Here is a 23601-nt window from a genome sequence, read left to right as displayed (position 1 = left end):
TCAGGCGCTTTCGCTCGCGGCTGCGCGCAACTCCTCTGTTGTCGCGGAAAGCAGTTCTTCCCACGACTTTTCGAATTTTTCGACGCCCTCGCGCTCCAGTACGGCGAATACGTCGTCGAGGTCGATGCCGACGGCGGTCAACGCGTCGAAGACCTCCTTGGATTCGGCGGCGGTCCCGCTGAGGGTGTCACCGCGAATCTCGCCGTGGTCGGCGACGGCTTCGAGGGTTTTCTCCGGCAGCGTGTTCACCGTATTCTTCGCCACCAGTTCGGTGACGTAGAGGGTGTCCGGGTAATCCGGGTTCTTCACACCGGTCGAGGCCCACAGCGGCCGCTGCCGATTCGCACCCGATGCCGCGAGATGCGCGAACGTCGAGGTGTGCGCGCCGCCGTCGAACACGTCCTGGTACTCGGCGTAGGCGAGGCGGGCATTGGCGACACCGGCCTTACCGCGCAGCGCCAGGGCCTCCGGGGTGCCGATGGCTTCGAGACGCTTGTCGATCTCCGTATCGACCCGCGAGACGAAGAACGAAGCGACCGAATGGATTCGGCCCGGATCGTGACCGGCGATCTTGGCCCGGCGCAGACCGTCGAGGTAAGCGCCCATCACCGAGCGGTAGCGGGCGACCGAGAAGATCAGCGTCACGTTCACGCTGATGCCCTCGCCGATCACCGCGGAGATGGCGGGCAGACCCGCCTCGGTCGCGGGAATCTTGATGAACAGATTCGGCCGGTCGACGATCTTCCACAGTTCGACCGCCTGCGCGGTGGTCTTGTCCGCGTCGAAGGCCAGGCGCGGGTCGACCTCGATGGAGACGCGGCCGTCCACCTCGTTGGTGGCTTCGAACACCGGCAGGAATACGTCGCACGCGGCGCGTACATCGTCGGTGGTGATGGTGCGGATGGCGGCGTCCGCGTCAGCGCCAAGGGCGGCAAGGTCTTTCACCTGCGCGTCGTAGGCGTGGCCCTGGCTCAGCGCACCCTGGAAGATCGTCGGATTGGTTGTCACGCCGACGACGCCGCGGGTGGCGATGAGTTCGGCGAGATTACCGGACTGGATCCGGTCCCTGGACAGATCATCGAGCCATACCGAGACGCCTGCCGCCGAGAGGGCGGCGACGTTTTCGTTCTGTGTCATGGGCGTTATCCCTTCACGTTTTCGAGCGTGCGCTGCGCGGCGGCGACAACGGCTTCCGCGGTGATACCGAACTCGCGGAACAGGGTCTTGAAATCGGCGGAGGCGCCGAAATGCTCGATCGACACGATCTCGCCCGCGTCACCGGCGAAGCGGTGCCACGGCATGGCGATACCGGCCTCGACGGTGACGCGCGCGCGGACCGTCGGGGGCAGCACCTCGTCCCGGTAAGCCTTGTCCTGCGCGTCGAACCACTCGACACACGGCATCGAGACCACGCGGGTTCCGATGCCCTGCGCCTCCAGCGTAGTGCGGGCGGCCACGGCGAGCTGGAGCTCGGAGCCGGTAGCGATCAGGATCACCTGCGGGACGCCGGTGGAGGCCTCGGCCAGGATGTAGCCGCCGCTCTTGACGCCCTCGTAGCTGGTGCCCTCCACGATCGGCAGATCCTGGCGGGTCAGCGCCAGCGCCGAAGGACCGTCCTGGTGCGGGGTATCGGACGGCACGAAATGCGACGTGCGCTCGCTGGAATCTCGCTCGAGGATGGTGCGCCAGGCGTAGGTGGTCTCGTTCGCGTCACCCGGGCGCACCACGTTGAGGCCGGGGATGGCGCGCAACGCGGCCAGATGCTCGATCGGCTGGTGGGTCGGGCCGTCCTCGCCGAGACCGATGGAATCGTGGGTCCACACGTAGATCGCGGGCACCCGCATCAGCGCCGCGAGGCGGACCGCGGGACGCATGTAATCGGAGAAGACCAGGAAGGTGCCGCCGTACGGGCGGGTCGGCCCGTGCAGCGCGATGCCGTTGAGGATCGAACCCATCGCGTGTTCGCGCACACCGAAGTGCAGGGTGCGCCCGTACGGGTCGGCCTTCCACATACCGGTGGAAATCGATTCGGGGCCGAAACTCGGCGTATCCGGCATGGTGGTGTTGTTGGATTCGGCGAGGTCGGCCGAACCGCCCCACAGCTCCGGCAGCACCGGGGCGAGCGCGGCGAGAACCTTGCCGGAGGCCTTGCGGGTCGCCATCCCCTTCGGATCCGCCTCGTAGGTGGGCAGTTTCGCGGCCCAGCCCTCGGGCAGGTCACGGTTGGCGAGCCGGTCGAACAGCGCCTTGCCCGCGGGATTGGCCTGCGCCCACGCGTCGAAGGCGTTCTGCCAGTCGCGGTGGGCCTGCTGTCCGCGCTCGATGGCCTTGCGGGTGTGCGCGATGACATCGGGGTCGACGTCGAAGGTCTTGTCCGGATCGAATCCGAGCACCTTCTTGGTCGCGGCCACCTCGTCGGCGCCCAGCGCCGCACCGTGGGCCGCGCCGGTGTTCATCTTGGTCGGGGCCGGGTAGCCGATGATGGTGCGCAGCACGATGATCGAGGGCTTGGAGGTCTCCGCCTTGGCCGCCGCGATCGCGTTCTCGATGGCGACGACATCCTCGCCGCCCTCCACGACCTCGACATGCCAGCCGTAGGCCGCGTAGCGCTCGGCGACATCCTCGGTGAAGGCGATGGTGGTGTCGTCCTCGATGGAGATCTTGTTGTCGTCGTAGATCAGCACGAGATTGCCGAGCTGCTGGGTGCCCGCCAGCGACGACGCCTCGGAGGTGACGCCCTCTTCCATGTCGCCGTCGGAGGCGATCACGTAGATGAAGTGGTCGAACGGGCTGGTGCCCGGCGCGGCCTCGGGATCGAACAGGCCACGCTCACGGCGGGCGGCCATCGCCATGCCGACGGCGGAGGCGAGACCCTGGCCGAGCGGGCCGGTGGTGATCTCCACGCCGTCGGTGTGCCGGTACTCGGGGTGTCCCGGCGTGAGTGAACCCCATTTGCGCAGGTTCTCCAGATCCTCGAGCTCGAGGCCGAAACCCGCCAGGTACAGCTGGATGTACTGGGTGACGCTGGAATGTCCGCAGGACAGCACGAAACGGTCCCTGCCGACCCAGTGCGGGTCGCTCGGGTCGTGACGCATCGTGCGCTGGTAGAGGGTGTACGCCAATGGCGCGAGGCTCATCGCCGTACCCGGATGGCCGTTTCCGGCGTTCTGCACCGCGTCGGCGGCCAGCACCCGAACTGTGTCGACGGCCTTGGTGTCCAGATCCGTCCAGTCGTCCGGGTGGTTCGGCTGAGTGAGGGCGCGGATGTCATCTGTCACTGACACGACCGAGGTTCTCCTGACATTGGTTTCGTCGACGGCGGTGTGGTTGGCGGCCCGAAATCGACCGCGAGACGCACGGCGGCTGCGCGATGCGTGCGGGGGTGTCACCACTACCCTAGATGTGCCCGCTGACCGGCATTGCGGGAACCCGGCCGAACGGGGCAGGTGTCGCGAATTCGCCGCGTCCGACGGTGTCGTGACGACCGGTTCGCAGGGGGTCGGCGAGCGGAATCGTCGGCGGCAGCGAGGGGCGAGGGGGTGAGCGTCGTCGGCGAGGGTCTACCATCCTGTGTAGTAGTAGCCGCGCCGCGCTGTGCTGTGCATCGGAACTTCCAGGGCCGAGCGCGCTGCTCGTTCCATTGCCGGATGTGATGCACAGCGTGCGAGGAGAGATAGTGCGGATTGGGCAACAGCCGGGTGGCAATGGTGCGCACGGCTCCTCCGCGACGGCGCTGACCGACCGGTTGCAGGGCGACGGATTCGTATCTCGGCTGCTACGTCGCCCGCTGGCTTACCTGGCGTTGACCAAACCCCGCGTCATCGAACTGCTGCTGGTCGCCACGATCCCGACCATGCTGCTCGCCGATCGCGGCACCGTGGATATCGGGCTCATCCTGGCCACGCTGTTCGGCGGCTGGATGGGCGCGGCGAGCGCGAATACGCTCAACTGCGTCGCCGACGCCGATATCGACAAGGTGATGAAACGGACCGCCAAGCGCCCGCTGGCCAGGGACGCGGTGCCGACCTCGCACGCCGCCGTCTTCGGCATCGTGCTGGGGCTGGCCTCGTTCGCCTGGCTGTGGTGGCAGGCGAATCTGTTGAGCGGCCTGCTCGTCGTCGTGACGATCCTGTTCTACGTCTTCGTCTACACCCTCGGGCTCAAGCGTCGTACCTCACAGAACGTGGTGTGGGGCGGCGCCGCGGGCTGTATGCCCGCGCTGGTGGGCTGGTCCGCGGTGACCGGCGACATCGGCTGGCCCGCGATCGCGCTGTTCGGCGTCATCTTCTTCTGGACGCCGCCGCACACCTGGGCGCTGGCCATGCGCTACAAGGAGGATTACCGCGCGGCGGGCGTGCCGATGCTGCCCGTGGTCGCCACCGAACAGGCGGTCACCAAGCAGATCGTCATCTACACCTGGCTCACCGTGCTCACCACCTTCGCGTTGGTGCCAGCCACCGGCATCGTCTACGCCGCCGTGGCGCTGGTGGCCGGAGCGTGGTTCCTGCTCATGGCTCATCAGCTGTACTCGGGCGTGCGACGCGGTGAGTCGGTGAAGCCGCTGCGCCTTTTCCTCCAATCGAACAACTACCTGGCCGTCGTGTTCTGCGGCCTCGCGGTCGATTCGGTGCTCGGCTGGGACACCGTCGGCAGCTTCTTCGGCTGACCCACCGGTCGAGGTGAGTTCAGGGCAGCAGCACGATGGATCCGGTCGTCCGGCGGCCTTCCAGATCCCGATGCGCCCGCTCGGCCTCGGCCAGGGGATAGGTCGCGCCGACCCGCACGTGCAGCGAACCATCGGCGACAGCGGCGAGGACATCGCCCGCGCGCCACACCAATTCGGCTCGGTCGCGGGTGTAGTGGGCCAGTGTCGGCCTGGTGACGAACAGTGATCCGGCCGGATTGAGTCGTTGCAGGTCGAAGGGCGGAACCGGCCCGCTGGCCGCCCCGAACAGCGCGAGCGTGCCGCGGATGCGCAGCGAGGCGAGACTCGCCTCGAAAGTCGAACGGCCGACCCCGTCGTAGACCGCCGCCACGCCGACACCGTCGGTGAGCGCGCGCACCTGTTCGGCGAGATCGTCGGAGTAGCGCAGCACCTCCGCGGCGCCCGCCGCGCGCGAGAGCGTCTCCTTCTCGTCGGAGGAGACCGTCGTGATGACCCGGAGCCCGCGCGCGCAAGCCATCTGGGTGAGGATCAGCCCGACCCCGCCCGCACCCGCGTGCACCAGGATCGATTCACCCGGACGCGGCTTGTGGACCGATTCGATCAGATAGTGCGCGGTCATGCCCTGGAGCAGCACCGAGGCGGCGACAGGCGCGGGCACCGCGGCCGGCACCTCGATCGCGACCGCCGCGTCGACGGCGACCCGCTCGGCATAGCTACCCGCCGCGGCGGCCCAGGCCACTCGGTCGCCGACCGCGAATTCGGTCACATTCGCGCCGACCTCGGTGATGACGCCGGAACCTTCCGCGCCGGGGATATACGGCACGGACTGGGGGTAGAGCCCGGTGCGGATATAGGTATCGATGAAGTTGATCCCGATGGCCTCGGTCTCGACGAGCAGCTGATCGGGTCCTATCCGCGGCTGCTCCACCTCGGTGTACTTCAGGACCTCGGGACCACCGTGTTCGGAAACCTGGATGGCACGCATGGATTCCGTTCTACACCCGCGAGTCGATGCCACGGCCTACCGGTCGGTAAACTCGGCGGAATGAGCGTTGAAGCTGCCCCGGCCGGTGCCAAGCTGTCGGCTGCCCTGGTGGACTCGGTCAAGGGTTTCGTGGCTGATCACGGCGGTTCGGCCACGGCCGTCCTGCAGCCCCTCGGCCGTATCGGCGTCCGTGTCACGCTGGTCGGCAGTGACGGCGTCATGGGCGATCGCGTCGTCGGCGATCCGGCCGCCGCCAAGGAACTCGTCGAAACCATCGACGGCCTCACCGAGGCCGACGAATGGGATCGCGCACTGACCTCCGTCGTCACTCCGCGCAAGGGGCACTGGGCACAGATGGCGGGCTGGGTAGCCCGTCAGACCCGATTCCCCAAGGCGCGCAACGAGAACTGATTTCTATACCCGGTCGTCGGCGGGATCGAGCAGCTCGCCGACACCCCAGTGCAGAATGCGCCCCGCCACGCCCAGATAGGCCACGACCGCCATCACGATCAGCGCCGTGCCGTAATCGTCGGCCCAGCCGGGAAACCGGTACGCTCCGGCCACCGCTACCAGCACCATGATCACGCCGAGCAGTACGGCCAGCGACGCCAGCGGCGCGGTATCGGGTCGGCGATTCGTCATCGGACGGCCTCTCTCTTCACGCAGCACCGCGCTCCGTCCGTCGCGGTCTCTTCTGTCCATCGCCGAACGTCACCGATTCGTTATCGGTACCGTCTTCTCTTCGTGACCTGTACTCCGGACATGGTCGGTGCGACCGATCGCGGGAACGGCAGCGACATCGCGCCGGCGGCCCGTCGCCCCTTCTCGGCGTACGAGAGCGGGACCGGCTCGCCGTCGGCGGATATTCGCTGGCGGTAACCCGTCTGGACGCGGGATCATTGCTCACCTGCATCGCTCGTTGATTCGAGACGAGAGGGGGAGCATGAATTCACGTGCAACGGCGATCAAGCTGGTGCTGCGTCTATACGGCCGGGAGATGGCCGCTCGCAAGGCCACGACGATTCCGGCGCTGCTGGCGCCGGCGCTCGGCAATATCTGCAACCTGTACATCGCACCGCTGATCGTCGCCATGGTGATCGGCCGGGTCGCGGTGACCGGGGATACGAGTTTCGGGGCCCTGGCTTCGTATATCCTCGCCTTCGGTGGCGCTCTACTACTCGCGGAACTGCTGTGGCGCATCGGGATTCACTGTCTGAACCGAGTCGACGCATACGGTATCGAGCATCTCTACGTGCTCGCCATGGACGAGTTGCTCGCCAAGGACGCGGCGTTCTTCCACAACAATTTCGCCGGTTCGCTGACGAAGCGCGCGCTCAGCTTCGCGTCTCGGTTCGAACAGTTCGTGGACACCCTCGCCTTCGAGATCCTGGCGGCAGTGGTGCCGCTGGTGTTCGCCTCGGTGGTGTTGTGGCGCTACAACCCCGTGCTTGTCGTCGTGCTGATGGGCATGATCGTGGTGACCGCGCTGGTCGTCATGCCCTTGATCCAGCGTCGCCAGAAGCTCGTCGACGATCGGGAGGCCGCCATCGCGCGGGTTTCCGGGCATGTGGCCGACAGTCTGGCGAATATGCAGGTGGTGCGCGCCTTCGCCGCCGAACCGCAGGAGGCGGCCGAGCATCGGCGGCGGGTCGCCTCGTCGCGGCGAAAGTCGTTGCGCTCCTGGGATTACGCGAACCTTCGAATAGATACCCTGGTGGCGCCGCTGTTGGTGCTCACCAATGTGATGGGCCTGCTGATCGCGCTGGGCCTCAGCGGCGCGAACGCGGGGGTGGAGGCCATTGTGGTGGCATTCACCTACTACTTCAACGCCACCGGGATCATGTTCCGGTTCAACCAGATCTACCGGCGGTTGGAGACCGTGCTCACCGAGGCGGCGCAGTTCACCGAACTGCTGCTCGACGAGCCGAAGGTGCTCGATGCCGAACATCCGGAACCATTGCGGCCCGACGGCTTCGACGTGCGGTTCGAGACAGTGCACTTCACGCACGGGGGTGCGCGGCAGCTGTTCCACGGATTGGAGCTGCATGTGCCCAGCGGCGCCAAGGTGGGCCTGGTCGGACGATCCGGTGGTGGCAAGACCACCATCACCCAACTGCTGCTGCGGTTGATGGATATCCAATCCGGCACGATACGTATCGGCGGGCAGGACATCGCCCGGCTGAGGCAGGCGGATCTGCGAAGTCTGATCGCCTACGTGCCACAGGAGCCGGCCATGTTCCACCGGACCTTGAGCGAGAACATCCGATTCGCGCGCCCGGACGCCACGGACGAGCAGATCCGGCGGGCCGCAGAGGCCGCGCACGTCACCGAGTTCGTGGACGCGCTGCCGCAGGGTATGGAAACGCTCATCGGCGAGCGCGGCGTGAAACTGTCCGGCGGCCAGCGTCAGCGGGTCGCGCTGGCCCGGGCCATCCTGCGGGACGCGCCCATCCTGCTCCTGGACGAGGCCACCAGCGCCCTCGACTCGGAAAGCGAATTGCTTGTGCAGCAAGCGCTCTGGGAGTCGATGGAAGGGCGGACGGCGCTGGTCGTCGCGCACAGGCTGAGCACTGTGGCCGGAATGGATCGGCTGGTGGTGCTCGACCACGGGCGAGTCGTCGAGGAAGGGACACACGAGCAGCTGCTGTGCGCGCAAGGAACATACGCGCAGCTGTGGCGGCACCAGTCGGGTGGATTCCTCGGTGAGGACGTGGTCGCGCGTTGATCGGAGTTCGTCGCCGCGGCAACTCGATCAGGGCGAGCGCTCGCTCCGTCGTGGCCCGCTCGTCACCGCGTGCCGCCTCCTGTTCCCAACATGCCGGCGATGGCGGACAGATACTGTCCGCCATCGGTGTCAGGCTGGCCCCATGGATACAGAACAACTCGACTGGAACCCGACATTGCGCGAGCAGTGGGAATTCCACTGGAATTACCAGCTCCGCGCCCGGCTCGACGGCCTCACCGACGACGAGTACTTCTGGTCACCGGTGCCGGACGCCTGGAACGTGCGGCCGCGCCACTCGGCTGCGCAGCACGGCACCGGGGCTTTCACGATCGACTACGCCTTCCCCGAGCCTGTGCCCACGCCCTTCACCACGATCGCCTGGCGACTCGGTCACGTCATCGTCGGCGTGCTCGCGACACGGAACGCGACGCATTTCGGTGGGCCCGCGGCGTCGTACGAGACCTGGGAATACGCGGGCAGCGCTGCCGCCGCGCTGGACCAGCTCCAAACGCAGCTCGACATCTGGCTCGCCGGGGTGTCCGGCCTCGGCGAGGCGGGGCTCCGCATCCCGCTCGGTGCGAAGGAGCCCTTCCCCGAGCTGCCCATGGCAGCTCTGGTGCTGCATATCCATCGTGAGCTGATCCACCACCTGTCCGAAGTCTGCCTCCTGCGCGACCTCTACCTGCACACCAAAGCCCGTACCGGCTCGTGACCATGAACGTCACGGTCGTTTCCACCGCGGGACACGCTCGCCCGGATGCGCTCGTCGAGATCGACGCGGTGGCGATCATTCCCGAATAGGACGGTCTACGGACCGACGCACTGCCGAAGCCGAGGCGTCGCGCCCCGGCTTCGGCGCATGCATGCCTTGCGGTGGGGGTGGTGCCCGCTGATCCGCCGGTATGGACCCGTTCTCGCACGTGATTGTCGACACTTCGGGGGACCGAAGCTTAATTGTTTAGCAAAAGCAATGATAATATAGTTGCGTTCTGCAAGTAAGCAATCTCGTGGTTGGGAGTGGCCATGGCTGTGTCAGCGGATACGGCGCAAAGCCTGATCAAGGAGCTCTATCTGATGGGGCGGGCGATGCGTGTCGTCCTGTTGCATCCGGAGGAGGGACACCTGCTGCCAGGCGGGGTCGGGGTACTCGGCAGCCTCGAGACCCGAGGTCAGTGCCGCCAGGGGGATCTGGCGGTGGATCTGTGTATCAGCCCGTCGGCGCTGAGCAGGCATGTCGCCGAATTGGTCGGGGCGGGCTACGTCAGCCGCCACGCCGACCCAGGTGACGGGCGCGCGACCCTCATCCAGATCACCCCCGATGGCCGCGAACTGTTGCGCAGCGTCCGTACCTCGCGTGCGCGGGGATTACAGACGGCGCTCGCCGACTGGAGCGAGGACGACGCCGCGCGGGCGTACCTGGCGGTACAGCAGCTCAGGAACGCGCTCACCACGCACGCGCACCGCACCGCACCGGGACAGCACCGCCCCGGTCCGACACAGAATCAGGAAGTAGATGTCTAGTTCAGTCGAGGCGGTGACACCGCGTGATCCCTTCGCGATGACCCACCGCGAAATCCTCGAAGCGATGACCGGACTGCTCGCGGCGCTGTTCACCGCGCTGTTGAGCACCACGATCGTCGCGACCGCCCTGCCCACCATCATCGGCGACCTGCAAGGGTCGCAGACCGCCTATGCCTGGGTCATCACCACGGCGCTGCTCGCCAACGCCGCCTCCACGCCTATCTGGGGCAAGTTCGCCGATCTGTTCAACAAGAAGGTGCTGGTCCAGTCGGCCATCGTTATCTTCGTCATCGGTTCGATCATCGCGGGCTTTGCCCATAACGTGCCAGTGCTGCTCGTCGCCCGCGTCGTTCAGGGCATCGGCATGGGCGGACTGACCGCACTCGTCGTCGCCATCATCGGCTCGATCGTCTCGCCGCGCGAACGCGGCAGGTACTCCGGCTACATGGGCGCGGTCATGGCGGTGTCCATGTCCGGCGGGCCTATTCTCGGCGGTGTCATCGTCGACAGCCCGCTCGGCTGGCGCTGGTGCTTCTTCGTCTGCGTGCCGCTGGCGGTCATCGCGCTCGTGCTGTTGCAGCGGACGCTGCGTCTGCCCACCGAACGCAAGGAAGGCGTCTCGATCGACTGGCTCGGCGCCGCACTGCTGACCGGCGGAGTGTCGGTACTGCTCATCTGGGTGTCCTTCGCGGGCAAGGCGGGCTACTACGACTGGATCTCCGGCGAGTCCGCGCTCTACGTCGGCGTCGGTGTGCTGCTGCTGCTCGCGATGGTGTGGGTGGAATCGCGCGCGAAGTCGCCCATCATTCCGCTGCCGATCGTCACCGAGCGCACCACGGGACTGGCGATCATCGCCTCTGTCGCCGTCGGCATGGGTATGTTCGGCGCGACCACCTTCCTCGGCCAGTATTTCCAGACGGCACGGGGATTCTCACCGACGATCGCCGGTGTGCTGACCATTCCGTTGGTCGCGGGCATGCTGGTCGGCTCGGTCGGATCGGGACAGCTGATCACCCGTTTCGGCAAGTGGAAGGGTTTCGTCGTCACCGGTGCCGCGCTGCTGGTGGTCGGATTCGCACTGCTCTCGACAATCGACCACGCCACGAGTCTGTGGCAGGTCGGGGTCTACATCGCCGTCGTCGGCTTCGGTGTCGGCATGATGATGCAGAACCTCGTGCTCGCGGTGCAGAACACGGTGAGCGTGCACAATATCGGCGCCGCTTCCAGCAGTGTCGCGTTCTTCCGCACCTTCGGCGGCGCGATCGGGGTCTCGGTGCTCGGTTCGGTGCTTGCCACCAGGGTGGGCGAACTGTCCGCGCAGGGATTCGACAGGATCGGTATGCGGTCCGGCTCCTCGGGCGGCAGCAACCTGGATATCGGCGCGCTGCCCGCCCCGATCGCCCAGATCGTGCGCGCCGCCTACGGTGACGCGACCGGCCGGATCTTCCTGATCGCGGCGGGCGCGACCATCGTCGCGCTGATCGCGGCGGCCCTGCTGCCGAACAACCCGTTGCGCCGGACCATCGATATCGACCCCGCGCTCGACCCCATGCGGGTGGACGCCGAGGACGATGCCGCGATGAACGACCAGCGGCAGAAGGTCGAAGTGAGCTCCGGCTCGGCGTAGTCAGTCCGGCAGTCGGCGTCGCGGAGCGGAAGAACCCGCCCGCGACGCCGGACCGACCCGAGAGCTACGCGGCCTGGGCGGCGGCGGACGGGAGCGGTGCGGTCACCGTCTCGCGCGTCCGCAGCGACGCCCACAGCGCGGCGGTGGCGGCGGTGCACGCGCCCGCGCCCGCGACGTGGAGGACGACCAGCACCGCGGGCACATCGGTGAAGTACTGCACGACTCCGATGAGAGCCTGGGCGCAGACGATCGCCAACAGGGTGAAGAGGCGGGCGCGGACGGTGGGGGTGACACCGACGGCGAAAAGGCCGAAGGCCAAACCGATCAGCAGCGCCAGATAGCCGACCAGCAACTGCGAATGCAGGTGGACCAGCGTGACGATCTCGACCTCGAGTCGCGCCACCGGACGATCGATACTCTTGTCGCCCGCGTGCGGCCCGGCGGCGGTGACCAGGGTGCCAGCCACCAGGACGGCGGCCAAGGCGACGCCGCTGAGGGCGGTGAGCCAGCGCAGCGGCGCGGGGGCGTGGACGGCTTCGATACCGTCGTCGGGCTCGCCGATCTTCGCGTACAGCACGGTCGCCAGCCACACCATCAGCATGGAGGCCAGCAGGTGGACCGCGACGGTCCACCACAGCAGTCCGGTGCGGACCGTGATGCCGCCGATGACGGCCTGCAGTACCGTTCCGCCCGGCATCAGCCACGCGTATACCAGCACCTCGTGGCGTCGTCGGGCTCTGATCACGGCGAGCACGATCAATCCGGCGAACAGACTGACCACGAAGGTCAGCAGGCGGTTGCCGAATTCCACCGCCTGGTGCACGACCGCCACCTCGGAGACACCGGTGGGGGTGAAGCTGCCGGGGAAGCATTGCGGCCATGTCGGGCAGCCGAGACCGGATGCGGTGACCCGGACGACGGATCCCGTGACGGCGATTCCCGCCTGGGTGAGGATCACCGCGAGGGCGGTCAGCCGCTGCACCCGCGGCGAGGGCAGGGGGAGTCGATCGACGAGTCCGACGAATGCGCGATACAGCACCCGACGATGGTAGCCGTCGCGTATCGCGCCTCCGCATCCGGTCTACTACAAGGCGTCGTTAGACACCGTGAACTCAGTGGAAGCGGAACAGGCGGGTGCCGAGGAACGCGCAGACCGCGCCCCACGCCGTGAGGACGATCAGGCCGAACCAATCGATCGCACCGCGCAACGCCTCTTCGAGCGTGACCGCCAGCGCACCGGAGGGAATCAGGCGGGCCAGCACATTCACCGCGGTCGGCAGATCGTCGGAGGCGAAGACGATGCTGGCGATGCCGAGCATGACGAACCACAGCACATTCGCCAGCGCGAGGACGACCTCCGCCTTCATGGTGCCGCCGAGCAGCAGGCCCATGGTCGCGAAGGTGAAAGTGCCGAGTGCGATCACCAGCGCGCCGAGCAGCAGACCGGTCGCCTCCGGGCGCCAGCCGAGCGCGACACCGATGAGACCGAGCACAATCGCCTGGAGCACCACCACGATCAGTACCGCCGCGCTCTTACCCGCGATGACACCCCAGCGTGGAAGCGCCGTGGCGCCCAACCGCTTCAGCGCCCCGTAACGGCGGTCGAAGCCGACCGCGATGGCCTGGCCGGTGAACGCCGTCGACATCACCGCCACCATCATGACGGCGGGCACGATCTTGTCCACCCGGTCGTCGCCGAGTCCGCCGAAGGGCAGCAGCGTCAACCCGACGAGCAGGGTGATCGGGATGAACATCGTCAGAAGCAGCTGTTCGCCGTTGCGCAGCAACAGGATCAGCTCGATCCGAGTCTGCGCGGTCAGCATCGCGGTGCGCGCGGCCGGGCGCGGCGCGGGGGCGAAGGTGCCCGGCTCGAAGCGGTTGGCTGCCTGGTCGGCGTGTGTCATCCGCGCAGATCCCGTCCGGTGAGTTCCAAGAAGACGTCCTCCAGGCGACGCTGATCGATGCGGATATCGGTGGCGAGCACATTGAGCCGGGCGCACCAGGCGGTTGTCGTCGCCAGCACCTGCGGGTCGATCTCGCCTTCGATCAGATAGGCTCCCGGCGCGGTCTCGCGCGGTGAGAACCCTTCCGGCAGAGCCGATTTCAGCAATTCGAGATCCAGTCTCGGCGGTGCGGTGAACCGCAGTTGCCCGGCCGCTCCGTGCGCGGTGACCTCGGCGGGTGTGCCCGCGGCGACGATCTGCCCGTGGTCGATGATGATCAGCTGATCGGCGAGTTGTTCGGCCTCGTCCATCAAGTGCGTGGTGAGCACGACGGTGACCCCGTCGCGGCGCAGCGCGTCGATCAGTTCCCACACGATCAGCCGCGCCTGGGCGTCGAGCCCGGCGGTCGGTTCATCGAGGAAGACGATCTCCGGACGCCCGACCAGCGCACAGGCCAGCGCGAGGCGCTGCTGCTGACCGCCGGACAGACGGCGGTAGGGAGTTCGTCTGGCGTCCTGCAGGCCGAGGGTGCTCAGTAACCACTCCGGATCCAGCGGATCGGCCGAATAGGCGGCGACCAGTTCGAGCATCTCACCGGCGCGAGCGCCGGGATAGGCGCCGCCGCCCTGCAACATGACACCGATCCGCGAACGCAGCCGTTCGGAGTCGGCGATCGGATCCGAGCCGAGCACCCGCACCGATCCGGCGTCGGGGGTGACGAAACCCTCGCACATCTCGACGGTGGTGGTTTTGCCCGCGCCGTTGGGGCCGAGCAGCGCGAGCACCTGCGCCCGTTCGACGTCGAAGGACAGGCCGTCTACCGCGGTGGTCTCGCCGAAACGTTTGACGACTCCATCGACGCGGACGGCGGGTCCAGAGGCAACGGTCACGATGTCACACCGTATGCCTCCGGCCGATGTGACCTGGAAGACACCCCCGCGCGCTCAGTCACCGGACCCGGCGGGCAGCACCGCGTCCACGCCGGATCGGTTCATCCGCCACGGCAGCGATTTGCGGGTCGCCAGAATCATCAGCAGACAGGTGACGATCGTGATGGCCGCGGCATAGATGAGGACGAACGGCGTGATGTCGCTGCCCGATGGCATCAGCAGCACGCTCACCGCCGCCGAGGCCACCGTCGCGGGCACGCGGAAGGCCGGTCGGTTGGCCCACGCGGCCAGCGGCACGATGCCCCACAGCAGATACCACGGTTGCACCACGGGGAACAGCAGCACGACCGCGCCGAACGCGACGCCGAGCGCGCCGACCGGATGCAGACGGCCGCTCCAGGTGGCGATCAGCAGTCGGACCACGACCAGCGCGGCGGCGGCCGCGGCGATGGGCCGGGTGATGCTCAGCAGGGCGGTGGTGTGATCGCCGAGACCGAGCAGTACTCCGCCGAATCCGGTGACCACGCCGAGCGCCGTCGGCAGCGACATCCAGCTGCGCACCGAATTGGCCGTGGTGAGGGTGTCTATCCAGCCGAATCCGAGTCCGCTGCCGAAACAGACGATGAGCATCACCGTCACGGTCACGCCGCCGAGTAGGAGCGCGGCGGTACAGATCGCGCGCCCACTGCCGCCCCAACGTCTGCCCAATGCCATCCAGACGAAGGCGAGCGCCAGCATCGAGGGAATTTTGACCGTGGCGGACAGGGCGATCAGCGTCGTGCCGGCCAGCAACAGGGTGAGGGTGTGCCCGCGGATCGGGCCGATGCGGCTCAGGGCCGCCAGGCACAGTTCCAGCCCGACCAGCATCAGGCCGATCATCATCGCTTCGTTGTGGACGCCGGAGACCAGGTGGAATATGACCAGTGGATTCGCGGCGCCGAGCCACAGCGCGGCGACGCCGGACACGCGGCACCGCTGCGCCAGGCGCGGCAGCGCCCAGACGATGCAGGCGATGCCGATCAGCGCGAGCAGTCGGTGCAACAGCACCCCGGCGAGGATGTTCTCGCCGGTGAGTTCGGCGATGCCCTTGCCGAACCAGATCGATAGCGGCCCGTACGGGGCGGGCGAGTTCTGCCAGATATTCGGGACGCTGCGCGTGAGCACATGATCCTGGCCGAGTCCCTGCACCGGGCCGACGTCGTACGGATCGAGTCCGCGTGCGGCGATTTCGCCTTGTGCCAGATAGGAATACACGTCCTGGCTGAACATCGGCGGCGCGACCGACAGCGGAATGATCCACAGCAGCAGGGTGCGATCCAATTGCGACCGGCTCAGCCTGCGGACCCGACCCGATTGCAGGCCGAGGGCGAACCGGCCGAGCAGCAGCCACGCCAGCATGACGATCACGGTGCCGAGCATCGTCACCGCCAGCCCGGAACTGTGGACCCGGGCGGGCAGGCCGAGGATGGCCTTGCCGTAGGTGGGGTTCTGCAACGTCGGCTGCGCGCCGAGACCGAGTGCGCCGATCGCCATCATCACCGAGCCGGTGGCGCCGAGCAGCCGGACCCGGCGCAATTGGGAGGTCTCGTTGGCGTTGAGGCCCGCGGCCTCGGATTCGTTGACGTGCAGCGCGTCGCTGACGGTGTGATCGGGCGGCACGTCGAGCCCGATCACGCGTCGGCCGAGGGCGATGGCGGAGGCGAACGGCTTGCTCGCGCGCAACCGGATCAGGGTGCCGGAGGTGTCCGATCGATCGTGCTCGACACCCTCTTCACCCGGTTGGCCTGACATCACCGGGTCAGCGTAGCGGATCGGGATGTCGGCTCCCGCGCTCCTGATTGCCTGTTCGGGCCGGGGATCCGGGAGGTGTCGCGCGGTGAGTCGGATCGCTGGCGAGGCGGCTGCGCGCGCGGAATTCCCCGCGCCGCCCGGGGCTCCGACGTATTTGCCGCATTATGTGTCGCACGTCACTCATTCGATGTCGGCCGTGGTCGCGCGCGCAGGCGTTTCGCGCGGTCACGCGCATCGATGTCCGATTTTTTCGCAGGTAGGGCGGCACTTGTACTCAGGGCACCCTTATTAGATTTCGGGAACGAATTCCGCCACACTGATGTTGTGAAAAGCGTGGGCTTGCGGAAAAGCGACGAAAGGCCCGGTCGTCCGGCTGGTGCCGCGTCGTCCGCTGCCACCGTGACGGTCGGCGCGGAAGGACATACTCGCGCCGCCATCGTTCAATTACTTCTCGAAGAGGGTCCGATCACCGCGACCGCCATCGGGACCAAGCTCGGACTGGCCCCCGCCGGCGTGCGACGCCACCTCGACGCCCTCATCTCTTCCGGTCAGGCCCGCGCGGGTCGTTCCGCGCCGTGGCAGCAGAAGGGACGCGGTCGCCCGGCCAAGCAGTACCAGCTCACCGCCGCGGGCCGGGGCACGCTCGGTCACGCCTACGACGATCTGGCCGGCGCCGCGATCCGGCAACTCGGTGAGATCGGCGGCGAGCAGGCCATCACCGAGTTCGCGCGGAAACGGGCACGCACTATCGTGGCCGGGATCGCCGCCGTCGGGGACCATACTCCCGAGATCACCGAGGCCAAGGCCACGGAGATCGCCGAGGCGTGCACGGACGCCGGTTTCGCCGCCACCACCCGCAAGGTGGGCGCCGGTGTGCAGATCTGCCAGCACCACTGCCCCGTCGCCCATGTCGCGGAGGAATTCCCGCAACTGTGCGAGGCGGAGCTCGAAGCGTTCCGCGAGGTGCTCGGTACCCATGTGCAGCGGCTCGCGACGATCGCCAACGGCGACTGCGCGTGCACCACGCACGTGCCGCTGCTGGTCATACCGGCAACGGAGACTTCTCCATCACCCGTCGCGCAGCCCGCGGCGGTACGTACGAACGACGACTCCGGAAGGAGTGCCGAATGACGACGACCTCCGCGGCGAGCCGCGAAACCGCGCCTGTGCAGGTACCGGCTTTGACCCAGGAAGAGACCATCGCTTCCCTGGGCAAATACGGTTACGGCTGGGCCGATTCGGATGTGGCCGGTGCCAGCGCGCAACGAGGCCTGTCCGAGGCTGTCGTCCGCGACATCTCGGCCAAGAAGAACGAGACCACGTGGATGCTCGAACAGCGTCTCAAGGCGCTGCGCATCTTCGATCGCAAGCCCATGCCGAACTGGGGTTCCAACCTCGACGGCATCGACTTCGACAACATCAAGTACTTCGTGCGCTCGAGTGAGAAGCAGGCCGAGAGCTGGGAAGACCTGCCCGAGGACATCAAGAACACCTACGACAAGCTCGGCATCCCGGAAGCGGAGAAGCAGCGTCTGGTCGCCGGTGTCGCCGCGCAGTACGAGTCCGAGGTCGTGTACCACTCGATTCGCGAAGACCTGGAGAAGCAGGGTGTCATCTTCATGGACACCGATACCGGTCTGCGTGAGCATCCGGAGATCTTCGAGCAGTATTTCGGCTCGGTGATTCCGGCGGGCGACAACAAGTTCTCCGCGCTGAACACCGCGGTGTGGTCGGGCGGCTCGTTCATCTACGTGCCGCCCGGCGTGCAGGTCGACATCCCGTTGCAGGCCTATTTCCGGATCAACACCGAGAACATGGGCCAGTTCGAGCGGACCCTGATCATCGTCGACGAGGGCGCCTACGTGCACTACGTCGAGGGCTGCACCGCGCCGATCTACAAGTCGGATTCGCTGCATTCGGCGGTGGTCGAGATCATCGTGAAGAAGGGCGGCCGCTGCCGCTACACCACCATCCAGAACTGGTCGAACAACGTCTACAACCTGGTCACGAAGCGGGCCAAGGCCGAGGCGGGCGCGACCATGGAGTGGATCGACGGCAATATCGGTTCCAAGGTCACCATGAAGTACCCGGCGGTCTGGATGACCGGCGAGTACGCCAAGGGCGAGGTGCTCTCGGTGGCGTTCGCCGGTGAGGGCCAGCACCAGGACACCGGTGCGAAGATGCTGCACCTGGCGCCGCACACCTCCTCGACCATCGTGTCGAAGTCGGTGGCGCGCGGCGGCGGTCGCGCGTCCTACCGGGGTCTGGTCCAGATCAACAAGGGTGCGTACGGCTCCAAGTCGACGGTGAAATGCGACGCGCTGCTGGTCGACACCATCAGCCGCTCCGATACCTACCCCTACGTCGACATCCGCGAGGACGACGTGACCATGGGCCACGAGGCGACCGTCTCGAAGGTGTCGGCGGATCAGCTGTTCTACCTGATGAGTCGCGGGATGACCGAGGACGAGGCGATGGCGATGGTGGTGCGCGGCTTCGTAGAGCCCATCGCCAAGGAATTGCCGATGGAATACGCGTTGGAACTGAACCGGCTCATCGAGCTGCAGATGGAAGGGGCCGTCGGCTGATGGCGACTGGCGTTGTTGGCGCGATCGAGGGCGAGAACCCGACGGTCAAGCCGATCCAGAACCCGGGTGCCGGAGCGGCGACCAACAAGGGCGAGGTTTTCACCTCGTTCGACGTGAACGCGTTCGAGGTGCCCTCCGGCCGCGACGAGGAGTGGCGGTTCACCCCGCTGCGCCGACTGCGCGGCCTGCACAACGGCACCGCCGTCCGCGACGGCGCGGCCACGGTCGAGGTCGGCGCGGTCGACGGTGTGACGGTGCAGGTCGTCGGGCGCGATGACGCCCGCCTCGGCCGGGCCGGTGTGCCCGCCGATCGGGTTGCCGCCCAGGCGTATTCGGGTTTCGAAACGGCCACCGTCGTCTCGGTGCCCTCGGAGACCGAGGTCGCCGAGGCGATCGTCGTCACGGTCACCGGTCCGGGTGAGGGTAAGACCGCCTACGGCCACCTGCTGATCCAACTCGGCAATTTCGCGGTCGCCACCGTGGTCATCGACCAGCGGGGGAGCGGCACCTACGCCGAGAATGTCGAATTCGTCCTCGGTGACAGCGCCAAGCTGACCGTCGTCGCGGTGCAGGACTGGGCCGACGACGCGGTCAACGCGACCGCGCACCACGCGAAGCTGGGTCGCGACGCGACGCTGCGCCATATCGCCGTCACCCTCGGCGGGGATCTGGTGCGACTGACCGGCACCGTGAAATACGACGGACCCGGCGGCGACGCCGAACTGCTCGGCCTGTATTTCGCCGACGCGGGCCAGCATTTCGAACAGCGCCTGCTCGTCGATCACTCGCAGCCCAACTGCAAATCCAATGTGCTGTACAAGGGTGCGTTGCAGGGCGATCCCCATTCGCCCAAGGGCGATGCCCGCACGGTGTGGGTCGGCGATGTGCTGATCCGCGCCGCTGCCGAGGGCACCGACACATTCGAAGTGAATCGCAATCTGGTGCTCACCGACGGCGCCCGCGCCGATTCGGTGCCGAACCTGGAAATCGAGACCGGTGAGATCGCCGGCGCCGGACATGCCAGCGCCACCGGCCGTTTCGATGACGAGCAGCTGTTCTACCTGCGCGCGCGCGGCATCCCGGAGGATGTGGCGCGTCGCCTGGTCGTGCGTGGCTTCTTCCACGAGATCATCCAGAAGATCGCGGTCCCCGAGATCAGGCAGCGGCTGGAGACGGCCATCGAGGCCGAACTCGCCGCCATCGGCGTCTGATCCGCAACCCATACTCCCGCAAAGGAATTCGAATTCGATGACCACCTTGGAAATCAAGGACCTGCACGTCGAGGTCGCCAACCCGGACGAGTCCGGCGCGCCCATCACAATCCTCAATGGCGTCGACCTCACCGTGAGATCCGGTGAGACCCACGCCATCATGGGCCCGAACGGCTCCGGTAAGTCGACGCTGTCGTACGCGATCGCCGGGCATCCCAAGTACACGGTGACCAAGGGCTCGATCACCCTCGACGGCGAGAACGTCCTCGAGATGTCGGTCGACGAGCGCGCGCGGGCCGGGCTCTTCCTCGCCATGCAGTATCCGGTCGAGGTGCCCGGCGTCTCGATGTCGAACTTCCTTCGCACCGCCGCCACCGCGGTCCGCGGCGAGGCCCCCAAGCTGCGCACCTGGATCAAGGAGGTGAAGGAGGCGATGAACGAACTCGAGATCGACGCCGCCTTCGGCGAGCGCAGCGTGAACGAGGGTTTCTCCGGCGGCGAGAAGAAGCGTCACGAGATCCTGCAGCTCGGCCTGCTCAAGCCGAAGATCGCCATCCTGGACGAAACCGACTCCGGTCTCGACGTGGACGCGCTGCGCATCGTCTCCGAGGGTGTCAACCGCTACCGCGAGCGCGAGGACGGCGGCGTGCTGCTGATCACCCACTACACCCGTATCCTGCGCTACATCCAGCCGCAGTTCGTGCACGTCTTCGTCGGCGGGCGCATCGTCGCCCAGGGCGGCCCCGAACTCGCCGAGGAACTCGACGCCAACGGCTACGTGCGTTTCACGCAGAACTCGTCCACCCCGTCTGCGTCGCCGACTGCCGTCCCCCAGACCGCGACCGCTGGAGCCTGATATGACCGCAGCGTCTGTGACGGGCCGTACCGTCGACGTGGCCCGCGTCAGGGCCGATTTCCCGATCCTGAGCCGAACGGTCAGGGACGGGAAGCCGTTGGTGTACCTGGACTCCGGCGCGACGTCTCAGCGGCCCACCCAGGTGCTCGATGCCGAACGCGACTTCCTGATCACCAGCAACTCCGCGGTCCATCGCGGAGCGCATCAGCTGGCCGAGGAGGCGACCGACGCCTACGAGGGCGCGCGGGTCGATATCGGCCGGTTCGTCGGAGTCGACCCCGGCGAGATCGTGTTCACCAAGAACGCGACCGAATCGCTGAATCTGGTCACCTACTCCTTCGCCGACGAGCGGTTCCCGTACCACGTCGGCCCCGGCGACGAGATCGTCATCACCGAGTTGGAACACCACGCGAATCTCGTTCCGTGGCAAGAACTCGCGCGCCGTACCGGGGCGACTCTCAAGTGGTACGGCGTCACGGGGGCGGGTTCGGTGGGCGACAGCTCAGCGGGGCGGATCGATCTCGATTCGCTCGAATTGTCGCCCGCCACCAAGGTCGTCGCGTTCACCCACCAGTCGAATGTCACCGGGGCGATCGCACCCGTCGCCGAATTGGTGCGCCGCGCCAAGGCGGTCGGCGCGCTCGTCGTACTCGACGCCTGCCAGTCGGTGCCGCATATGCCGGTGGATTTCCGTGAACTCGGCGTCGACTTCGCCGCGTTCTCGGGCCACAAGATGCTCGGTCCGTCCGGTGTCGGCGTGCTCTACGGCCGACGCGCGCTGCTCGAGGAGACGCCGCCGTTCATCACCGGCGGTTCCATGATCGAGACCGTGTTCATGGATCACAGCACCTACGCCCCGCCCCCGCAGCGCTTCGAGGCCGGCGTGCCGATGACCTCCCAGGTGGTCGGATTGGGCGCGGCCGTGCGGTATCTCGAAGCGATCGGCATGGACGCCGTCGCGGCGCACGAACACGCGCTCGTCGGCGCCGCGCTGGACGGCCTCGGCGCGATCCCCGGCGTCCGAATCGTCGGCCCGACCGAGAATGTGAACCGCGGTGGCGCCGTGGCGTTCGTAGTGGACGGCATCCACGCGCACGACGTCGGCCAGATCCTCGACGATCAGGGCGTGGCGATCCGGGTCGGACACCACTGCGCGTGGCCGCTGCACCGCCGTTTCGGCATCGCGGCGACGGCACGGGCCTCCTTCGCGGTCTACAACACGCACGACGAGGTGGACGCACTGGTCGCGGCCGTGCGGAAGGCTCAGAGTTTCTTCGGGGTTGGATAGCACATGCGCATGGAGCAGATGTACCAGGAAGTGATCCTGGACCACTACAAGCACCCCCATCATCGCGGTTTGCGGGAACCGTACGGCGCCGAGGTGCACCACGTGAACCCGACCTGCGGTGACGAGGTGACCCTGCGCGTCCGGCTCGGTGACGACGGTGATGTCGCCGACGTCTCCTACGACAGTCAGGGCTGTTCGATCAGCCAAGCCGCGACCTCGATCCTGGCCGACCAGGTGATCGGTCTCCCGGTGCAGCAGGCGCTGAAGGTGGTCGACTCGTACAACGAGATGATCTCCAGCCGCGGCACCGTCGAGGGTGACGAAGACGTGATCGGCGACGGCATCGCGCTGGCGGGGGTGTCGAAGTACCCGGCCCGCGTGAAATGCGCGCTGCTGGGCTGGATGGCGTTCAAGGACGCGGTGGTCCGGATAACCTCGGCCGAGGAGGCCGAGCGGACAATGGGCACGAATGGGGCTACATCATGAGCGAGACACCGGTAACCGAGTCGGCGGAGCAGATCGAACAGGTCGAGCTGTCGGCGGAGGAGATCAAACACCTCGAGGATATCGAGGAGGCGATGCGTGACGTCGTCGATCCCGAGCTCGGCATCAATGTGGTCGATCTGGGTCTGGTCTACGGCATCGCGGTCGAGAACGAGATCGCGAAACTGGATATGACCCTGACCTCGGCGGCCTGCCCGCTCACCGATGTCATCGAGGACCAGACCCGCAACGCGCTGGTGCGCAGCGGGTTGGTCGAGGATCTCGAGATCAATTGGGTCTGGATGCCCCCGTGGGGCCCGGACAAGATCACCGAGGACGGTAGGGAGCAATTGCGCGCCCTCGGCTTCACGGTCTAGATCCGCCGTCGCGGTGGCCGCCCCGAACGGGGCGGCCTTTTTTCATACCGTGACCGGGTACGTTTGCGATAGCCGTTGGCTCCCAATGGAATTGCTGGACAATTCGGCTCGGCTGAAGCAAGATCGCCCCGTTGACGTTCTCGAATGGAGTCTTGTCGTGTCCGTGTTGCGCAAGTCGGCCCTCGCGGTCGCCGTCTCGTCGACCGCCGCTTTCGCCGTCATCGGCGCGGGTTCCGGTCCCGCCGACGCCGCGGGAAAGTATTACGGGACGCTCGCGGTGTCCCGGACCACCGGCAAAGTGGTCGCGGCGGTGGACCATCCGAGCCGGGTGAGCGCCGATGCCGAAGCCATCCGCGAATGCGCCGTCTACGACTGCGAATTGGTGCAGCGTTTCGTCGACGGCTGCGCCGCGATCGCCAGGGGAGCCGACGGCCGATACGGCTGGGCCGCCGCGGGTACCAGGACCGAGGCCGAGCAGTTCGCGATCGCCGCGCTCGGTGAATCCGCGCCGCCTTTCCCTGATCTCGGCAGCGCGCAGCCGCGTCCCGCGGATATCGCGGTCTCCGCGTGCACGAAGAACGCGAGCTGACCGATCTGATCCGATGACGAGTCGCGGGAACACCGCGATCCTTGATTCGAACCTCTCAGAT

General features: G+C 67.1%; 22 protein-coding genes. 14 read left to right on the top strand and 8 right to left on the bottom strand.

Features of this window, described 5'->3' with window-relative positions; translation table 11 throughout:
• Entirely contained in the window at nucleotides 1-1137 is a 1137-nt protein-coding gene (gene tal / locus ABZS43_RS09485; protein WP_355035374.1) for a transaldolase, read from the bottom strand.
• Nucleotides 1138-1142: 5 nt separating this feature from the next.
• Nucleotides 1143-3284, bottom strand: a complete 2142-nt coding sequence (gene tkt / locus ABZS43_RS09480) for a transketolase (protein ID WP_355035373.1) — start codon at nucleotides 3282-3284, stop codon at nucleotides 1143-1145.
• Between the two features lie 392 nt (nucleotides 3285-3676).
• Here tkt and ABZS43_RS09475 point away from each other — a divergent pair, with 392 nt between their 5' ends.
• Nucleotides 3677-4666, top strand: a complete 990-nt coding sequence (locus ABZS43_RS09475; RefSeq protein WP_355035372.1) for a heme o synthase — start codon at nucleotides 3677-3679, stop codon at nucleotides 4664-4666.
• Nucleotides 4667-4685: 19 nt separating this feature from the next.
• Here the strand turns inward: ABZS43_RS09475 and ABZS43_RS09470 are convergent, their stop codons facing one another.
• On the bottom strand, nucleotides 4686-5651 hold the full coding sequence (locus ABZS43_RS09470; RefSeq protein WP_355035371.1) for a quinone oxidoreductase: 966 nt from the start codon (nucleotides 5649-5651) through the stop codon (nucleotides 4686-4688).
• Nucleotides 5652-5711: 60 nt separating this feature from the next.
• Here ABZS43_RS09470 and ABZS43_RS09465 point away from each other — a divergent pair, with 60 nt between their 5' ends.
• Entirely contained in the window at nucleotides 5712-6062 is a 351-nt protein-coding gene (locus ABZS43_RS09465) for a hypothetical protein (RefSeq protein ID WP_355035370.1), read from the top strand.
• A 3-nt stretch (nucleotides 6063-6065) separates the two neighbouring features.
• Here ABZS43_RS09465 and ABZS43_RS09460 read toward each other — a convergent pair whose 3' ends face one another.
• On the bottom strand, nucleotides 6066-6293 hold the full coding sequence (locus ABZS43_RS09460; protein ID WP_355035369.1) for a hypothetical protein: 228 nt from the start codon (nucleotides 6291-6293) through the stop codon (nucleotides 6066-6068).
• Between the two features lie 301 nt (nucleotides 6294-6594).
• Between ABZS43_RS09460 and ABZS43_RS09455 the strand changes: the two genes are divergently transcribed.
• From ABZS43_RS09455 to ABZS43_RS09440, 4 genes are all read left to right on the top strand, one after another.
• A complete protein-coding gene (locus ABZS43_RS09455) occupies nucleotides 6595-8376 on the top strand; it encodes an ABC transporter ATP-binding protein (RefSeq protein WP_355035368.1) in 1782 nt (593 codons plus the stop codon).
• A 142-nt stretch (nucleotides 8377-8518) separates the two neighbouring features.
• The gene (locus ABZS43_RS09450) at nucleotides 8519-9088 is read left to right on the top strand and encodes a DinB family protein (RefSeq protein ID WP_355035367.1); all 570 of its coding nucleotides are present in this window, start codon (nucleotides 8519-8521) and stop codon (nucleotides 9086-9088) included.
• Between the two features lie 311 nt (nucleotides 9089-9399).
• Nucleotides 9400-9897 carry a MarR family transcriptional regulator gene (locus tag ABZS43_RS09445; protein WP_355035366.1) on the top strand — a complete coding sequence of 166 codons (498 nt, stop codon included), beginning with the start codon at nucleotides 9400-9402 and terminating at the stop codon, nucleotides 9895-9897.
• On the top strand, nucleotides 9890-11524 hold the full coding sequence (locus tag ABZS43_RS09440) for an MDR family MFS transporter (protein ID WP_355035365.1): 1635 nt from the start codon (nucleotides 9890-9892) through the stop codon (nucleotides 11522-11524). The genes ABZS43_RS09445 and ABZS43_RS09440 overlap by 8 nt, the downstream gene beginning before the upstream one ends.
• Nucleotides 11525-11588: 64 nt before the next feature.
• Here the strand turns inward: ABZS43_RS09440 and ABZS43_RS09435 are convergent, their stop codons facing one another.
• The 4 genes from ABZS43_RS09435 to mptB all read right to left on the bottom strand — a co-directional run bounded on the left by ABZS43_RS09435 (nucleotide 11589) and on the right by mptB (nucleotide 16049).
• On the bottom strand, nucleotides 11589-12563 hold the full coding sequence (locus ABZS43_RS09435) for a heme A synthase (RefSeq protein ID WP_355035364.1): 975 nt from the start codon (nucleotides 12561-12563) through the stop codon (nucleotides 11589-11591).
• 73 nt (nucleotides 12564-12636) lie between these two features.
• A complete protein-coding gene (locus ABZS43_RS09430) occupies nucleotides 12637-13428 on the bottom strand; it encodes an ABC transporter permease (RefSeq protein ID WP_355035363.1) in 792 nt (263 codons plus the stop codon).
• Nucleotides 13425-14357, bottom strand: a complete 933-nt coding sequence (locus ABZS43_RS09425; protein ID WP_355035362.1) for an ABC transporter ATP-binding protein — start codon at nucleotides 14355-14357, stop codon at nucleotides 13425-13427. Before ABZS43_RS09425 ends, ABZS43_RS09430 begins: the two co-directional genes overlap by 4 nt.
• A gap of 54 nt (nucleotides 14358-14411) precedes the next feature.
• Entirely contained in the window at nucleotides 14412-16049 is a 1638-nt protein-coding gene (mptB, locus tag ABZS43_RS09420) for a polyprenol phosphomannose-dependent alpha 1,6 mannosyltransferase MptB (protein ID WP_355035507.1), read from the bottom strand.
• 336 nt (nucleotides 16050-16385) lie between these two features.
• Between mptB and ABZS43_RS09415 the strand changes: the two genes are divergently transcribed.
• From ABZS43_RS09415 to ABZS43_RS09380, 8 genes are all read left to right on the top strand, one after another.
• Complete coding sequence (locus ABZS43_RS09415) at nucleotides 16386-17279, top strand: metalloregulator ArsR/SmtB family transcription factor (protein ID WP_355035361.1); 894 nt, start codon at nucleotides 16386-16388, stop codon at nucleotides 17277-17279.
• A complete protein-coding gene (gene sufB, locus ABZS43_RS09410) occupies nucleotides 17276-18736 on the top strand; it encodes a Fe-S cluster assembly protein SufB (RefSeq protein WP_355035360.1) in 1461 nt (486 codons plus the stop codon). The genes ABZS43_RS09415 and sufB overlap by 4 nt, the downstream gene beginning before the upstream one ends.
• Nucleotides 18736-19947, top strand: a complete 1212-nt coding sequence (sufD, locus tag ABZS43_RS09405; protein ID WP_355035359.1) for a Fe-S cluster assembly protein SufD — start codon at nucleotides 18736-18738, stop codon at nucleotides 19945-19947. The genes sufB and sufD overlap by 1 nt, the downstream gene beginning before the upstream one ends.
• Nucleotides 19948-19984: 37 nt before the next feature.
• On the top strand, nucleotides 19985-20803 hold the full coding sequence (gene sufC / locus ABZS43_RS09400) for a Fe-S cluster assembly ATPase SufC (protein WP_355035358.1): 819 nt from the start codon (nucleotides 19985-19987) through the stop codon (nucleotides 20801-20803).
• 1 nt (nucleotide 20804) lies between these two features.
• Nucleotides 20805-22091 carry a cysteine desulfurase gene (locus ABZS43_RS09395; protein WP_355035357.1) on the top strand — a complete coding sequence of 429 codons (1287 nt, stop codon included), beginning with the start codon at nucleotides 20805-20807 and terminating at the stop codon, nucleotides 22089-22091.
• A gap of 3 nt (nucleotides 22092-22094) precedes the next feature.
• The gene (gene sufU / locus ABZS43_RS09390; protein ID WP_355035356.1) at nucleotides 22095-22577 is read left to right on the top strand and encodes a Fe-S cluster assembly sulfur transfer protein SufU; all 483 of its coding nucleotides are present in this window, start codon (nucleotides 22095-22097) and stop codon (nucleotides 22575-22577) included.
• Nucleotides 22574-22951, top strand: coding sequence for a metal-sulfur cluster assembly factor (locus ABZS43_RS09385; RefSeq protein WP_355035355.1), 378 nt, complete (start codon nucleotides 22574-22576; stop codon nucleotides 22949-22951). The genes sufU and ABZS43_RS09385 overlap by 4 nt, the downstream gene beginning before the upstream one ends.
• 157 nt (nucleotides 22952-23108) lie before the next feature.
• Nucleotides 23109-23540, top strand: coding sequence for a DUF4189 domain-containing protein (locus ABZS43_RS09380; RefSeq protein WP_355035354.1), 432 nt, complete (start codon nucleotides 23109-23111; stop codon nucleotides 23538-23540).
• The last annotated feature ends 61 nt before the right edge of the window (nucleotides 23541-23601 follow it).

This window comes from Nocardia sp. NPDC005366 (assembly GCF_040606855.1).
In the GTDB taxonomy this organism is placed as follows: domain Bacteria; phylum Actinomycetota; class Actinomycetes; order Mycobacteriales; family Mycobacteriaceae; genus Nocardia.
Note: the sequence above shows the minus strand (reverse complement) of the source record. Positions and strands in the feature narration are given on the sequence as shown.